Source organism: Solilutibacter silvestris, assembly GCF_050574925.1.
GTDB lineage: Bacteria > Pseudomonadota > Gammaproteobacteria > Xanthomonadales > Xanthomonadaceae > Solilutibacter > Solilutibacter silvestris_A.
Window position 1 is genome coordinate 973,434 of sequence record NZ_JBCMOO010000002.1, and the last position, 13,518, is coordinate 986,951.

17 protein-coding genes and 1 riboswitch are annotated in these 13,518 nt (G+C 62.7%); of the genes, 9 read left to right on the top strand and 8 right to left on the bottom strand.

The features are described 5' to 3' along the window. Positions 1-5 precede the first annotated feature (5 nt). Positions 6-746, bottom strand: a complete 741-nt coding sequence (locus tag ABE093_RS05105) for a LytR/AlgR family response regulator transcription factor (RefSeq protein WP_430759751.1) — start codon at positions 744-746, stop codon at positions 6-8. Continuing rightward, positions 743-1,849, bottom strand: a complete 1,107-nt coding sequence (locus ABE093_RS05110; protein WP_430759752.1) for a sensor histidine kinase — start codon at positions 1,847-1,849, stop codon at positions 743-745. Before ABE093_RS05110 ends, ABE093_RS05105 begins: the two co-directional genes overlap by 4 nt. 285 nt (positions 1,850-2,134) lie before the next feature. On the opposite strand from ABE093_RS05110, the gene ABE093_RS05115 reads away from it, so the two are divergent. Both ABE093_RS05115 and ABE093_RS05120 read left to right on the top strand, forming a co-directional pair. Continuing rightward, positions 2,135-2,380: a hypothetical protein gene (locus ABE093_RS05115; protein ID WP_430759753.1), complete on the top strand. Its 246-nt coding sequence runs from the start codon at positions 2,135-2,137 to the stop codon at positions 2,378-2,380. 19 nt (positions 2,381-2,399) lie between these two features. Then, positions 2,400-2,624 (top strand): hypothetical protein, encoded by a 225-nt coding sequence (locus ABE093_RS05120; protein WP_430759754.1) that lies wholly within the window; start codon positions 2,400-2,402, stop codon positions 2,622-2,624. 59 nt (positions 2,625-2,683) lie between these two features. Here the strand turns inward: ABE093_RS05120 and ABE093_RS05125 are convergent, their stop codons facing one another. After that, positions 2,684-3,604: an MBL fold metallo-hydrolase gene (locus ABE093_RS05125; protein ID WP_430759755.1), complete on the bottom strand. Its 921-nt coding sequence runs from the start codon at positions 3,602-3,604 to the stop codon at positions 2,684-2,686. A 125-nt stretch (positions 3,605-3,729) separates the two neighbouring features. Here ABE093_RS05125 and ABE093_RS05130 point away from each other — a divergent pair, with 125 nt between their 5' ends. Genes ABE093_RS05130 through ABE093_RS05145 form a run of 4 tightly spaced genes read left to right on the top strand, consistent with a single transcriptional unit; the run spans position 3,730 to position 6,193 of the window. Beyond that, on the top strand, positions 3,730-4,650 hold the full coding sequence (locus ABE093_RS05130; protein WP_430759756.1) for a LysR family transcriptional regulator: 921 nt from the start codon (positions 3,730-3,732) through the stop codon (positions 4,648-4,650). A 55-nt stretch (positions 4,651-4,705) separates the two neighbouring features. Beyond that, the gene (locus ABE093_RS05135; protein ID WP_430759757.1) at positions 4,706-5,395 is read left to right on the top strand and encodes a glutathione S-transferase family protein; all 690 of its coding nucleotides are present in this window, start codon (positions 4,706-4,708) and stop codon (positions 5,393-5,395) included. 1 nt (position 5,396) lies between these two features. After that, positions 5,397-5,744 (top strand): ArsR/SmtB family transcription factor, encoded by a 348-nt coding sequence (locus tag ABE093_RS05140; protein ID WP_430759758.1) that lies wholly within the window; start codon positions 5,397-5,399, stop codon positions 5,742-5,744. Then, on the top strand, positions 5,741-6,193 hold the full coding sequence (locus tag ABE093_RS05145) for an SRPBCC domain-containing protein (RefSeq protein ID WP_430759759.1): 453 nt from the start codon (positions 5,741-5,743) through the stop codon (positions 6,191-6,193). The genes ABE093_RS05140 and ABE093_RS05145 overlap by 4 nt, the downstream gene beginning before the upstream one ends. On the opposite strand, the gene ABE093_RS05150 is transcribed toward ABE093_RS05145, so the two are convergent. From ABE093_RS05150 to ABE093_RS05170, 5 genes are read right to left on the bottom strand one after another with little or no spacing between them, the layout of a single operon-like run. After that, positions 6,173-6,757: a 2OG-Fe(II) oxygenase gene (locus tag ABE093_RS05150; protein WP_430759760.1), complete on the bottom strand. Its 585-nt coding sequence runs from the start codon at positions 6,755-6,757 to the stop codon at positions 6,173-6,175. The genes ABE093_RS05145 and ABE093_RS05150 overlap by 21 nt on opposite strands. Beyond that, positions 6,757-7,308: a methylated-DNA--[protein]-cysteine S-methyltransferase gene (locus tag ABE093_RS05155; RefSeq protein WP_430759761.1), complete on the bottom strand. Its 552-nt coding sequence runs from the start codon at positions 7,306-7,308 to the stop codon at positions 6,757-6,759. The genes ABE093_RS05150 and ABE093_RS05155 overlap by 1 nt, the downstream gene beginning before the upstream one ends. Further along, the gene (locus ABE093_RS05160; RefSeq protein ID WP_430759762.1) at positions 7,305-7,523 is read right to left on the bottom strand and encodes a hypothetical protein; all 219 of its coding nucleotides are present in this window, start codon (positions 7,521-7,523) and stop codon (positions 7,305-7,307) included. Before ABE093_RS05160 ends, ABE093_RS05155 begins: the two co-directional genes overlap by 4 nt. A gap of 11 nt (positions 7,524-7,534) precedes the next feature. After that, the gene (locus ABE093_RS05165) at positions 7,535-8,227 is read right to left on the bottom strand and encodes a 2OG-Fe(II) oxygenase (RefSeq protein WP_430759763.1); all 693 of its coding nucleotides are present in this window, start codon (positions 8,225-8,227) and stop codon (positions 7,535-7,537) included. Further along, a complete protein-coding gene (locus tag ABE093_RS05170) occupies positions 8,224-8,850 on the bottom strand; it encodes a TMEM175 family protein (protein WP_430759764.1) in 627 nt (208 codons plus the stop codon). Before ABE093_RS05170 ends, ABE093_RS05165 begins: the two co-directional genes overlap by 4 nt. 177 nt (positions 8,851-9,027) lie before the next feature. Here ABE093_RS05170 and ABE093_RS05175 point away from each other — a divergent pair, with 177 nt between their 5' ends. The 3 genes from ABE093_RS05175 to ABE093_RS05185 all read left to right on the top strand — a co-directional run bounded on the left by ABE093_RS05175 (position 9,028) and on the right by ABE093_RS05185 (position 13,490). Continuing rightward, on the top strand, positions 9,028-9,687 hold the full coding sequence (locus ABE093_RS05175; protein ID WP_430759765.1) for a DsbA family oxidoreductase: 660 nt from the start codon (positions 9,028-9,030) through the stop codon (positions 9,685-9,687). Between the two features lie 34 nt (positions 9,688-9,721). Continuing rightward, positions 9,722-9,939: riboswitch (cobalamin riboswitch) on the top strand. Positions 9,940-10,101: 162 nt separating this feature from the next. Beyond that, positions 10,102-12,477 (top strand): ribonucleoside-diphosphate reductase subunit alpha, encoded by a 2,376-nt coding sequence (locus ABE093_RS05180; protein ID WP_430759766.1) that lies wholly within the window; start codon positions 10,102-10,104, stop codon positions 12,475-12,477. Beyond that, positions 12,474-13,490, top strand: coding sequence for a ribonucleotide-diphosphate reductase subunit beta (locus tag ABE093_RS05185; protein WP_430759767.1), 1,017 nt, complete (start codon positions 12,474-12,476; stop codon positions 13,488-13,490). The genes ABE093_RS05180 and ABE093_RS05185 overlap by 4 nt, the downstream gene beginning before the upstream one ends. The last annotated feature ends 28 nt before the right edge of the window (positions 13,491-13,518 follow it).

The following is a 13,518-nucleotide window of genomic DNA, read 5'->3' on the forward strand; positions in this document are numbered from 1 at the left end:
GGGCGTTACTGGCCCATGCGGGCGAACAGGGCCTCGCGAAAGCGACGGCTGAGCCGCAGCGCGCGGCCATTGTGCAGATGGATTTCGTAGTCGCCCTTGAAGAGCGGGGCCAAGGATGCGATGGAGCCGAGATTGACCGCTGTCGACCTGTGTATCCGCATGAAGCGCTGGTCGCCGAGCTGGGTCAACAGGTCCTGCAACGTCCGCCGCAACAGATAGGCGCGTCCGGCAGTGTGCACATGGACGTAGTTGCCGTCGGCTTCCAGCCATTCGATGGATGCGGTTTCGATCAGCTGAAGGCGTTCGCGATCCGGCACCAGCAAGCGCTCGCAACCCGGCGATCGCGCACGTCCGACCGCCACCGCCGCCGCGCCGGTCTCATGCGAACGCAGGCGCTCGCGCACGCGCTGCACGGCGCTCGCGAACCGTTCGCGGTCATAGGGCTTGAGCAGGTAGTCGACGGCATTGAGGTCGAAGGCCTTCACTGCATGCGCGTCGAAGGCGGTGACGAAGACAATGAGCGGCGCACTCGACGGCTCAAGCTGCGCGGCCACCTGGAGCCCGGACAGCGCCGACATTTGCACATCGAGGAAGGCGACATCCGGATGGAGTCGTTCGATGTCCTGCGCCGCGGACAACCCATCCTCGACCGAAGCGACGACCGTCATGTCTGGCTGCTCCGCCAGCCAGCGCTCGAGCTTCTCGCGCGCCGGGGCTTCATCGTCGGCAATGACGACGCGAATCATCGGGCAGTCTCCGACAGCGGTATCCGCACGCATGCGGCAACACCATCGCCCTCGTTGCGGACCGACAGCGATGCCGCATCGCCATAGATGATGCCCAGCCGTTCGCGGCAATTGCGCAACCCGATGCCCTCATGATGTTCCGGCGCAAGCATGGATCCGGTGTTGTGCACGACGACTTCCAGCGCATCGTTGTCGCGCCGGGCGCGGATCTCGATATGCACCCTTGCCACGTTGGGCTCGACCCCGTGCCTGAACGCGTTTTCAAGCAGGGGCTGCAGCAACAACGCCGGAACAGGAATCTCCGCAAGCGCCGCGTCCGTGTGCCAACTGACCGTGACGCGATCCCGGAACCGCTCGCGCATGATGTCCGCATACAGTGCGAGCGTGCGGAGTTCTTCGGCAAGCGGCGTCATTTCGTTGCCGTTCGTGCGCAGGCTGATCCGCAGCAGGTCCCCAAGCGTCGCGATCATGCGATCGGCCCGATCAACGTCGGTATGCATCAGGGCGGAGACGGTATTGAGCGCATTGAACAGGAAGTGCGGTCGCAACTGTCCCTGCAGTTGCGCGAGTTGCGCCTCGGCCAGCGCCTTGTGCATCCGCAACAGGCGCTGGCGCTGGAGTTGCCATTGCCCATGGGAATCGATGCCGAACAGGATGCCGAGCCACAAGCCGGTGAAAATCGTCAGCTTGACGCTCTCGTACGCCACGACCAGGCCCCAGCCCGGGTGCGCATAGGTGAGCCCCGCGGCGGCATAGACCGCATGCCTGATCGGATACACCACCGCCAGCCAGGTGAGGATGATCAACGGCAACCAGAGCAGATAAGTGCCGAACCAAAGCAGCGGCCGATCGAGATAGCGCGCATGGCGCGCACGCGTCCGCACCGCGAACAGCATCCACCCTGTGGCGACGAGTGCGGAACTCCCTTCCCACAGGACGGGTTCCCACCAACGGACGCCCGAATTGCGAAGCGCATCCTGAAGCGCCACGCAGATCATCAGCAGCCAGAACACCGCCCACAGCGCCGCCAACGTTCTTGGAAGGAACGCCGCTTCATCCTTCATGTGGATGTCTGCCGAATCTGGGCGGGGTGTCGCGTTCATCGCGACCGAGTGTAGCCACACCGCAAGCCATCGATGCTGTTGCTGGGACGAACGGAGACTTGGGCGGGGTGAAGTGGAACCCGGCAAGGCAGGGCAAATGCGCGTAGGATGTTCCCACGCATCGTGCGTCTACCACGCCCAGCCCGACACATTCGATCGTCGCCTGTCTGGCCCTTCCACGCACCACCATCTTTTTTTGTCGAGAGTGACGCCCCCTTCCGGGAGCGTTTGCACGGCAGCACGTGACGACAAAACCCTCCTCGCCGCACTTGCATGAGGACATCCATGCCTCGCACCAATAAAACACCCCCTGCGGGCAGAACGACCGATGTCTTGTTCACTACGCGCAAGGCCAGCGATCGCACTCCGCTGACCCACGAGATGATCGCGAAAGACCTGGAAGCCTTCCGCAACGCTGGCGGCAAGATCGAAGTATTGGGCACGACCCGTTCCCTGCAACGGATCAACATCGACCCGACAGCTTCGTCCCCCGCGCCCGCCAGGCCCACTCCATCGCGTCATCGCTCGTAACCGGACGGAGATCCCCGCTTTGGCCAAGCCCAACTATCCCTTCGAAAAGCGCCTCCGCGAGCTGGAGAAAAAGCGCAAGCAGGAAGAGAAAGACGCGCGCAAACACAGGGCGCGCACGAATCCCGACCCGGCACCGCCTTCAATCGAGCCGATACCGGTTCCGAAACCGGAACCGGAAGCAGCAGCGCCTTCCGGTCCTCGGATTCATCGCCGCACCACGCAAAAAGAAGACGGCGCAAAGTAAAGATCGATCATCGCGGCATCCGGCGCACCGACATCCACGATCGGATCATCGCGCGACCGTCACGGCCATTTCATTTCGCCCTTGCTGACTTTCGCGCTCATTTGCAGGGATTGTTCGCCGGCCAGGTTGGGGTAGCGCTTTTGCATCGCCGCGATGAGTTCGGCGGAATTCTTCGCCTTTGCCGCTTCCTCGTCATAGGCGCGAATGTAATCCCCGGTGAATTTCACCGCCTCAAGATTCTGCGGGGCGCCGGGCGCGAAATGACCCGGAATCACGGCCTGCGGCTTCAATGCGGCGATGCGATCCAGGGTCGCCAGCCAGTCGGCGTGCGATTGCGGCGTCTGCGTATCGGCCATCCACACATGCTCGCCAGCCATCACCGGAATGCCACCCAATGCCGTGCGGGTCGACGGAATCCAGACGAACGTGCGATCCGGCGTCGCGCCATCCAGTCCGATGATCTGCAACGACTGCCCATCCAGATCGATGTGATCGCCCTGCAACACATCCGGCACGATCGTCTGCTTCGGCGCACCTGCGCCTAGCGGCTTCGACCAATAAGCGAGCTTGCCTGCGCGCGTTTGCTCGATATGCGCGACCGTTTGCGGCGTCGCGACGATCCTGGCATCCGGGAAAGCCGCCTTCAACGTTTCCAGGCCGAAGTAGTAGTCGGGATCGCCGTGGCTGATGTAGATCGTGGTCAGGTACTTGCTCGAAGCCTTGATCATGTCGACCAGCTTGGCGGCATCGGCCGTGGAAAACTGCGCATCGACGAGCACCGCATCACGCGGGCCCGTGACCAGCACGGATGTCACCGGGAAGATGCCTTGCGCGCCCGGGTTGTAGACCTGCGTCTGCAGGGTGGCTGCGACTGGCTGTGGCGCGGATGCGGAAACAGGCGCCGAGGAATTGCGCTCGCAAGCCGTGAGGCCGAAAGCCAGCGCGGCGGAACAGGCGATGGTGAGCAAGGAACGGGACATGACGATCTCCATGGCGATATCGGGAACTTCTGTGCCGACACGATAATTGAGCGAATCAGTCCGAAAAACCGCGTATATTGCAAATAATTGTTGCTCAGATCGAACAAATGGATCGAATGACTGCAATGACGGTGTTCGTGGAGGTGGCCGAGCGTGGCAGCCTGACCTCCGCGGCGGACGCCCTCGACATGTCCCGGGCCATGGTGACCCGCTATCTCTCCGCACTCGAGGAATGGCTGGGCGCACGCGTCCTGCACCGCACGACACGCCGCATCAGCCTCACGCCCGCCGGCGAACAGGCACTCGAACATTGCCGACGGATGCTTGCGATCGGCCAGGAATTGCAGCATTCGCTGGACAGCGACGGCATGCCGCACGGGCAGATCCGCGTCACCTGCAGCACATCGTTCGGCTTGAGCCACCTGGCATCGGCGGTCGTCGATTTCGTGCATCGCTATCCCGGCATATCGATCGACGTGGTGCTCGCCGATCGCGCCATGAACCTGGTGGAAGAGCGTGTCGATGTCGCCATCCGCATTGCACGCGCGCTTGAACCGGGCCTGATCTCGCGACGCATCAGCGTGTGCCGATCGGTGATCTGCGCATCTCCCGGGTATCTGGCGCGACGCGGCACACCGCGCGAGCCGCAGGATCTCGCCGCACACGCCTGCCTGAGCCACCACTATGTCGGCCGCAGCCTGTGGCAGCTCTACAAGGATGGGCAGGCGACCAGCGTGGCGGTCAAGGGACCGATCAGCGGCAACGACGCGACACTGCTCGCACAGGCCGTGCGCGAAGGCGCCGGCATCGGCTTCCTGCCGACATACCTGGTCGCCCCGATGTTACGCAGCGGAGAATTGGTCGCGGTATTGCCGGATTACACGCTGGATGAAATGGGAATCCACGGCGTGTATCTCTCGCGCAAGCAGATGCCGCTGTCGGTGCGGATGTTCCTGGATTTCCTGGTCGAGCGTTTCGGTGAAGAACCGGAATGGGACCGCGACACGGATGGCCCGATGGCTGAAGCCCAGCCCATCCACGCTTGACAATCCATCTGGCTCAAGATAATACTTTCCCAATACGGAAAGTATTGAAGCCGCCATGTCCGAGCTCGTCCTGCACTACCACCCGCTCTCGTCCTATTGCTGGAAGGCCACGATCGCGATCGATGCGCTCGGAATCGACGTCCGCAAGCAGCTGCTCGATCTTGCGGACTCCACCCAGCGCAGCGCCTATTACGCCCTCTGGCCGATCGGCAAGATGCCACTGCTCGTGGATGGCGGCCACACGGTCCCGGAGACCAGCATCATCATCGAATACCTGCAGCGCCATCACGCGCAACAGGGTGCACGACTCATTCCCGACGATTTCGATTCCGCGCTCGACGTGCGGCTATGGGATCGCTTCTTCGATCAATACGTGATGACGCCGATGCAGGTACATACCGCCAACCTGCTGAAACCGGAAGACAAGCGCGACCCCGACGCCATTGCCCGGGCCCGCGACCTGCTCGAGCGCAGCTACGCGATCCTTGAACGCCACCTCGCCGGGCGCACATGGATGGCTGGAGACGCTTTCAGCATGGCCGATTGCTCGGCGGCGCCTGCCTTGTTCTATGCCGTCACCTATGTCCCGCTATCCCCGGAACATGCCCATCTGTCGGCGTACCTGGAACGATTGATGGATCATCCTGCGGTGGCTGCGACCATCGACCAGTCCCGCGACTGGTTCAAGTTCTATCCGGGCCGTGCCGGATTGTCGCGCCGTTATTTCGATCCGGCCGAGGTTTGAGATGCAGACCAGCGCGCAATCGGAGCGTCTCGATCGCATGTTCTTCGCGCTGTCGGATGGTCATCGCCGCAGCATGCTCGACCGCCTCGGTCGCGGAACCGCATCGGCATCGGAACTGGCGGAACCGCTCGGCATCGCCCTGCCTTCCGCAGTCAAGCATCTCGCCGTGCTGGAACAAAGCGGATTCGTGGTCTCGGAGAAAACCGGGCGCGTGCGCATGTACGCGGTCGAGCCAAAGGCGATTCGCGCGATGGACGCATGGCTGGCACGTCACAAGAAGATGCTGAATACGCAATTCGACCGACTGGAACTGCATCTCGCCGCGAAATCGAAGAGGCAAGGCCCATGACCGCCATCCCGACGCTGCATACCGACTTCGTGATCGAACGCGAGTTCTCGGCCACACCCGATGAAGTGTTTGCGGCCTGGGCCGATCCCGATGCGCGGATGAAGTGGTCGAATTGTCACCCCGACAACACTCGGGAGCATCGCCTGGATTTTCGCGTGCATGGACACGAGATTTACGAAGCTACCGCGGCGAATGGCGACGTCGAGCGAGTCGACAGTTTCTTCTTCGATATCGTCGAGGGCCAGCGGATCGTCTTCGCCTACGACATCCGTTTCGGCTCAAAACGTCTGTCGGTATCGCTGGTGACGGTCGAGTTCTTCCCGTCCAAGCGCGGCACGCGTATGGCCTATAGCGAACAACTCGCCTATCTCGATGGGCACGAAGACCGCGCAGAGCGGATGCGAGGCACCGAGGAGGCATTTGATCGGCTACAGTGCATCGTGGAATGACAACTCAAGGCCGATGCGTTCACCTCCAAGCACTCGACTGATGGCGTGCTTGAGATTGACACGGTAATAACCACCTGAACCTTTGAAAGGGCGCTCGGCTGTGGCGATGATGGCCGCATCACCCAGTTTCAGCGGCAATACCATCGGGCGCGATTGCATTCGCGGGCGCCGTTCTGTCATCACGAACTCCCCACCCTGGAAATCGTGCCCGGGCTCGGACAACAGCGTGACGATCTGCAGCGGGAATACGCGTTCCCCCTCGTGCTGATGCAGCGGAATGTGATCTCCCTCACCCAACCGGCTCGGATGGCACTGTTCCCGCATCCGATCCACCGAATAGCGCTCATCCCTGCCCAGGATTTCATTCCAGCGATTGGCGATGACGGGCAGACGGCGATGGAGCTCCGCGTGCCATGTCTCCAGCGGCGAGGAAAAGTCGCCGCCTGCAGTCGTGATGCGTCTGGCGACGTTGCGCGCACGACCCGCGTCCAACAACCCGGGAAGCAGTGCATACCCTTCCGAGTCGAGTTGGGTGGCGATGCTTGTCCAGTCCAGGCGATCCATCAGAACCCCGGCAATGTGGCGGTACGCGGCTGTTCGTCCGCGAAAGTCATCGCCTTCTCGTGTTCCAGCAGCCAACGCTTGCGATGCAGGCCCCAGGCATAGCCTTTCAAATCGCCATTACTGGCGATGACCCGATGGCAGGGCACGATGATCGCGATCGGGTTGGCGCCATTCGCTGCCCCCACGTCGATGGCGGCACGCGGATCATCGCAACCCAGCTCCTTGGCCAGCTTTCCGTATGTCGTGGTGGTCCCTGCCGGAATCCGGCGCAATGCCTCCCACACCCGGCGCTGGAATTCCGAGCCCGAAGTCCGCGTCTTCAATGCGTTCACGGCATCCAGTTCGCCATCGAAGTACCGGGACAGCGCATCCGAAATTCCGGAGGGGGCCGGAATTTCCGTCAACTCGGCCGCACCGTAGTGATCGCGCAAGCCGCGCTGCATACGGGCCTCGTGATCGGAAAAATCTAGCGCACGCACGACCTGGTCGGCGTCCGTCACCAGCAGCATCTCGCCCAGCGGTGAATCCAGGTGGCTCAGAAACAGTTTCATGGTTCATTCCTCGTCGATGGGTGAAATGCATTGGTCGATCGTTCCAGCCGTGTCACGCCCGATCCGCCGAACCGGAAGATTTCCCCCGACTCCATATGTAATTCGGCATCGCCGTTTTCGGCGGCATCCCATTCCGCCGCACCTGCATCGACAAACACCTGGCAACAGGATTCGATGAGGCAACGCGCTTCGGTTGGCGTCATTGGCAGGCGCATGGGGGCCACGCTCATCTCGCGTCGTGAAAGATCAAGCCAACGGTGTGTCGCCGACCGCTGCGGATGCGGCTGACGCCATGCCGCATGGCGGCCTTGCGGAATCCACGCCGCCCCATCGTCGGCCGTTGGTTGACGGTGAACACGACGGCATCGCCCTGGCGCAGCGGAACGACATCGGCGCGCTGGCTCTTGCCGGATACTTCCGTCATCACGAATTCGCCACCGCTGAAATCCCGGCCCGGTTCCGACAGCAGGATGGCGACTTGCAGCGGGAAGACATGCTCGCCGTACAGATCCTGATGCAGGCAGTTGTAGTCGCCTTCGCCATATTCAAGGATCAGCGGTGTGGGCCGCCTCTGGCCCGCCTGATGGCAGCGTTGCAGGAATGTCGCCAGGTCATCCGGGTATTTCGTGTCGATGCCCAACTGGCGATTCCAGCGATTGGCGATCGGCGCGAGCCGCGGATACAGTGCATGGCGCAGCCGATCGAGCAATGGCGGTAACGGATACGCGAAATACTTGTATTCGCCGCGCCCGAATCCATGGCGTGCCATCACTACCCGCGAGCGATAGCCCGTCTTCAGCGGATAGAGTGCTGCGAGTTCGTCGCACTGGCTTTCCGTCAACACACCGTGCAATACGGCATGCCCGCGGGCGTCGAGCGCATCTTCGATGTCGGTCCAATCGCGCGTTTCGAGTTTCACGACTTGCTCCTGGTGATGCCCTGGCTGGTCCATGCGTAGTAGCCGACGACGCAGATGAAGATGCCGACCGCCAGCAGGGGATGGACGAACCAGCCCAGCAACGCGGCGATGCCGTACAGGAGGATGCCGATCCCTGGCCTGAGTACCTGTGCGGCGAATACGCCGGGCGGCAAATGCGGCTTCACCAGCTCCGGATGCCGATCGAGATGCGAGAACGCCGGGATCCATGCCACGGACATGAGCGCTGCAATCACGGCATACAGGACGATGGCCGCTTTCTGGTCCGCCAGGTTTCCGTCACGGAAGGCGCCGGCAAGCACACCCGTGGGAAACGGGATCAACGACGCGGTCGCGATGATGCCGAGATTGATCCAGTTGAACGTCAGGTCGATCCGGCCTAGCCGTTCGAACATGTAATGGTGGTTGAGCCAGATGATCCCGACGTAGAGGAATGCAACGACATACGCCACGTACGAGGACCATTCCGCGACCAGTTCGCGCCCCAACGTCCCGGGTGCCGCGACCGGACGATGGATCTCCAGCACCAGCAAGGTGATGATGATCGCGAAGGCACCGTCGCTGAGGCTTTCGCTGCGCTTCGTTTCCGGCAATTCGTTGTCCATGGGGGGCCTCACGACAGTTTCGACAAGATCATCGAAGCCGTCCGATGACCCGGACACGAGGTTAGTCATCGATTCGTTGGCGCGAACTCCGATTCTTGCGGTCGAATCGGATCCGGGATTCCGACACGGCTTCCCGCGTCGGCGTAGGATGCGGAAATCCGCAGCGAGCCAAGCCCCATGACCAACGCCCCCACTCCCCTCCGCATCGATTTCGTCGCCGATGTGGTCTGCCCGTGGTGCGCAATCGGCCTGGCATCGCTGTCGCAGGCGCTGGCGCGGCTCGATGGCGTGGTGCAGGCGGAACTGCATTTCGAGCCGTTCGAGCTCAATCCCCAACTCGGCCCGGAAGGCCAGGACATCTTCGAGCACCTGCAACAGAAGTACGGGATGTCGCGCGCGCAATTCGCCGAAAGCCAGGAAGCCATCCGCCAGCGCGGCGCGGCGCTCGGCTTCACCTTCGACATGGGCGCACGCAGCCGCATCTACAACACCTTCGACGCGCACCGCCTGGTGCGCTGGGCGGAAACCGCGGGGCATCAGCCCGAACTCGAACGCGCGTTGTTCCGCGCCTATTTCAGCGAAGGCAAGAACATCTCCGACCACGAAGTGTTGGCGGGCGTCGCCGAAAGCGTCAGCCTGCCGGGTGCGCAGGCACGGGCGATCCTCGCCTCGAACGAATACGCGGCCGTGGTGCGCGAAGCGGAACGGTTCTGGACCGGCAACGGCATCCAGGGCGTGCCGGCGGTCATCGTCGATCGCAAGCACCTGATCTCCGGCGGACAGCCGGTGGAAGTGTTCGAGCAGGCATTGCGCCAAATCGCCGCAGAAACCCACTGACACCATAATTCGTGTTGACAGAGTCCATGCGACCCAATATGTTGTGGTCGTCGGTTCCGGCGGTTGGTTCAATCGCCGGATGAAAAGGGAAGCCGGTGCGGCCTTACGAGGCCTATTCCGGCACTGCCCCGCAGCGGTAATCGGGAACGAACCCGCCACATGCACTGGAGCGATCCGGGAAGCGGCGGTTAGGAGAAGGCTCCGTCCTTCGCGCCCATAAGTCCGAAGACCTGCCGACAGCCGCGCGCTTTGCACGCACGCGCGGTGCCGGCATGCGGAGCAATCCGCCGCCCGAGGGGGCGTCGCCGCGAATGGTGGCGCCGTCCTATCCGTGGCCCACGTTCCGTCGATCCCTTTCGCCGCCTGGCTGCGCGGGACAGCCATGCGATCCGTGCGTCCATGCGAGACGACGCCATGTCCACATCCCTGCAGTCCCACGATCCGCAATTCGCACTGACGCCGCCACACAACGCGCTGGCGATGATGGTGACCAAGCGCAACGGCGTACGCCAATCGGTCGATCTCAACAAGATCGTGTTTGCGATCCAGCGTTGCAGCGAAGGTCTCTACGCAATCGACCCGATGCGGGTGGCGACGCGCACGATTTCCGGCCTGTACGACGGCGCGACCACGCGCGAGCTCGACGAACTCTCGATCCGCACCGCGGCGCTGCTGACCGGCGAAGAGCCCGAGTACGGCAAGCTGGCAGCGCGACTGCTCGCCGGGGCGATCGCCAAGGAAGTGACGGGACAGGAAATCCACGCGTTCTCGCAGTCGGTGGCGCGCGGACATGAAGTCGGATTGATCAACGATCGCCTGCTCGATTTCGTGCAGGCCAACGCGCGCAAGCTCAACGATGCCATCGACCCGGCGCAGGACCGCCATTTCGATTATTTCGGGCTGCGCACGCTCTACGACCGCTACCTGCTGCGCCATCCGCACAGCCGCAAGGTGATCGAGACGCCGCAGCAGTTCTTCCTGCGCATCGCCTGTGCGCTGAGCGAGGACGTGACCGAAGCGCTCGCCCTGTACACGACGATGAGCGCACTGGAATATCTCCCAAGCTCACCGACCTTGTTCAATTCCGGCACGCGCCACGAACAGCTGTCGTCGTGCTTCCTGCTCGACTCGCCGCAGGACACGCTGGAATCGATCTATGCGCGCTACGGCGAGATCGCCCAGCTGTCGAAGTTCAGTGGCGGCATCGGCGTGAGCTACAGCCGCGTGCGTGCGCGCGGCGCGCTGATCCGCTCCACCAACGGCCACTCCAACGGCATCGTGCCGTGGTTGAAGACGCTGGACTCCTCGGTGATGGCGGTGAATCAGGGCGGCAAGCGCAAGGGCGCGGCCTGCGTCTATCTCGAAACCTGGCACGCCGACATCGAGGACTTCCTCGAGTTGCGCGACAACACCGGCGACGAAGCGCGACGCACGCACAACCTCAACCTGGCGAACTGGGTGCCGGATCTCTTCATGCAGCGCGTCGAAGCCGACCAGGAATGGTCGCTGTTCGATCCCGGCACGGTGCCGGAGCTGGTCGATCTGCACAACGACGCATTCAACACCGCTTACCTGCAGGCGGAAGCCCAGGGCAAGGCCGCGAAGACGATCCCGGCGCGCAAGCTCTACGCGCGGATGATGCGCACGCTGGCCGAGACCGGAAACGGCTGGATGACCTTCAAGGACAAGTGCAACCGCGCCAGCAACCAGACGCTGCGCGAGCGCAACGTGATCCATCTGTCCAACCTGTGCACCGAGATCCTCGAAGTGACGTCCGCCGAGGAAACCGCGGTGTGCAACCTCGGCTCGATCAATCTGGCGCGGCATTTCGATGCCGACGGCGAATTCGATTTCGCCAAGCTCGGCGAAACCGTGCGCCAGGCGGTTGCGCAGCTCGACCGCGTGATCGACCTCAACTTCTATCCGATCGAACCGGCGCGTCGCGGCAACTTGCGCTGGCGTCCGGTCGGCCTCGGCTGCATGGGCTTGCAGGACGTGTTCTTCCGCAAGCGCCTGCCCTTCGACAGCGAGGAAGCACGCAAGCTGTCTCGCGAGATCGCCGAGACGATCTACTTCCACGCGCTGGACGCCTCATGTGAACTGGCGATGGCCAAGGGCGCGCATGCGTCGTTCGCCGACACCCGCGCATCGCTGGGCGAACTGCAATTCGACGCCTGGGACATGAAGCCGGAACAGATGGAACGCTGGGACGCCCTGCGCGCCCGCATCCGCGAGCACGGCCTGCGCAATTCACTGCTGATCGCGATCGCGCCGACCGCGACGATCGCCTCGATCGCCGGTTGCTACGAATGCGTGGAGCCGCAGGTCAGCAACCTGTTCAAGCGCGAGACGCTGTCCGGCGATTTCCTGCAGGTGAATCGTTACCTCGTCGACGAACTGAAGAAACTCGGGATGTGGACGCCGGAAATGCGCGACACCATCAAACTGGCGGAAGGGTCGATCCAGGGCATCGCCGCGATTCCGGAGACATTGCGTCAGGTCTATCGCACCGCGTGGGAACTGCCGATGCGCAGCCTGATCGACATGGCCGCCGATCGCGGCGCCTTCATCGACCAGTCGGCATCGCTCAACCTGTTCATGGAAAGCCCGAACATCGGCGCGCTTTCGTCGATGTACATGCACGCGTGGCGGCGCGGCATCAAGACCACCTATTACCTGCGCTCGCGCCCGGCCACGCGCATTGCCAAGACCACGGTCGCCAGCTACACGCCAGCCGAAGCGGTCGCCTGCTCGCTCGAGAATCCGGAAAGCTGCGGAGCCTGCCAATGAACGCGATCGTCACCCGCCTGCTTGACCCCGGCTTCGAACTTACCCTGCGGCCGATGCGCTATCCGCAGTTCTACGAGATGTATCGCAACGCCGTGCGCAACACCTGGACGGTGGAGGAGATCGATTTCCAGATCGACATCGCCGACCTCCACGCCAAGATGTCGCCGGCCGATCGCCATCTCATCCACCGGCTGGTGGCGTTCTTCGCCACCGGCGATTCGATCGTCGCCAACAACCTGGTGCTCAATCTCTACAAGCACCTCAACGCACCGGAAGCGCGCATGTACCTGTCGCGCCAGCTGTACGAGGAAGCGCTGCACGTGCAGTTCTACCTCACGCTGCTCGACAACTACCTGCCCGACCCGGCGGAACGCGTGCGCGCCTTCGCAGCGATCGAGAACATCCCGTCGATCCGCAAGAAGGCCGAGTTCTGCTTCAAGTGGATCGATTCGATCCAGGCCCTCGACCGCATCGAAACACGCGAACAGCGCCGCCAGTTCCTGCTCAACCAGATCTGCTTCGCCGCCTGCATCGAAGGTCTGTTCTTCTTCGCGGCATTCGCCTACGTCTACCACTTCCGTTCGCGCGGCCTGCTGCCGGGCCTGGCCTCGGGCACCAACTGGGTGTTCCGCGACGAGTCCTGCCACATGGAATTCGCCTTCGAGGCGGTGCGCACCGTACGCGAGGAAGAGCCCGACCTGTTCGACGACGAGATGAAGCAACAGGTCTACGCCATGCTGGAAGAAGCGATCGAATGCGAGATGCAGTTCGCCTCAGACGTCTTGTCGGGCGGCGTCGCCGGCATTTCCGAACGCGACATGCGCCAGTACCTGCAGCACTGCGCCGACAATCACTTCGCCAAGCTGGGGATGGAGAAGCGCTACAACGTGCGCAATCCGCTGCCGTTCATGGAACTGCAGGACGTGCAGGAACTGACCAACTTCTTCGAGCGCCGCGTCAGCGCCTACCAGCTCGGGGTGACGGGAGAAGTCGGTTTCGATCACGCCTTCTGACGAAACCCCAGCGCCTGAAAGCTTCGTT

What these genes read in the sequence shown, in the direction of transcription:
- ABE093_RS05170 (WP_430759764.1), bottom strand. Translation starts at nt 8,850, where the DNA reads ATGGACAACGAATTGCCGGAAACGAAGCGCAGCGAAAGCCTCAGCGAC.
- ABE093_RS05175 (WP_430759765.1), top strand. Translation starts at nt 9,028, where the DNA reads ATGACCAACGCCCCCACTCCCCTCCGCATCGATTTCGTCGCCGATGTG.
- ABE093_RS05140 (WP_430759758.1), top strand. Translation starts at nt 5,397, where the DNA reads ATGCAGACCAGCGCGCAATCGGAGCGTCTCGATCGCATGTTCTTCGCG.
- ABE093_RS05110 (WP_430759752.1), bottom strand. Translation starts at nt 1,849, where the DNA reads ATGAACGCGACACCCCGCCCAGATTCGGCAGACATCCACATGAAGGAT.
- ABE093_RS05180 (WP_430759766.1), top strand. Translation starts at nt 10,102, where the DNA reads ATGTCCACATCCCTGCAGTCCCACGATCCGCAATTCGCACTGACGCCG.
- ABE093_RS05125 (WP_430759755.1), bottom strand. Translation starts at nt 3,604, where the DNA reads ATGTCCCGTTCCTTGCTCACCATCGCCTGTTCCGCCGCGCTGGCTTTC.
- ABE093_RS05135 (WP_430759757.1), top strand. Translation starts at nt 4,706, where the DNA reads ATGTCCGAGCTCGTCCTGCACTACCACCCGCTCTCGTCCTATTGCTGG.
- ABE093_RS05160 (WP_430759762.1), bottom strand. Translation starts at nt 7,523, where the DNA reads ATGCGCCTGCCAATGACGCCAACCGAAGCGCGTTGCCTCATCGAATCC.
- ABE093_RS05115 (WP_430759753.1), top strand. Translation starts at nt 2,135, where the DNA reads ATGCCTCGCACCAATAAAACACCCCCTGCGGGCAGAACGACCGATGTC.
- ABE093_RS05150 (WP_430759760.1), bottom strand. Translation starts at nt 6,757, where the DNA reads ATGGATCGCCTGGACTGGACAAGCATCGCCACCCAACTCGACTCGGAA.
- ABE093_RS05130 (WP_430759756.1), top strand. Translation starts at nt 3,730, where the DNA reads ATGACGGTGTTCGTGGAGGTGGCCGAGCGTGGCAGCCTGACCTCCGCG.
- ABE093_RS05185 (WP_430759767.1), top strand. Translation starts at nt 12,474, where the DNA reads ATGAACGCGATCGTCACCCGCCTGCTTGACCCCGGCTTCGAACTTACC.
- ABE093_RS05155 (WP_430759761.1), bottom strand. Translation starts at nt 7,308, where the DNA reads ATGAAACTGTTTCTGAGCCACCTGGATTCACCGCTGGGCGAGATGCTG.
- ABE093_RS05105 (WP_430759751.1), bottom strand. Translation starts at nt 746, where the DNA reads ATGATTCGCGTCGTCATTGCCGACGATGAAGCCCCGGCGCGCGAGAAG.
- ABE093_RS05145 (WP_430759759.1), top strand. Translation starts at nt 5,741, where the DNA reads ATGACCGCCATCCCGACGCTGCATACCGACTTCGTGATCGAACGCGAG.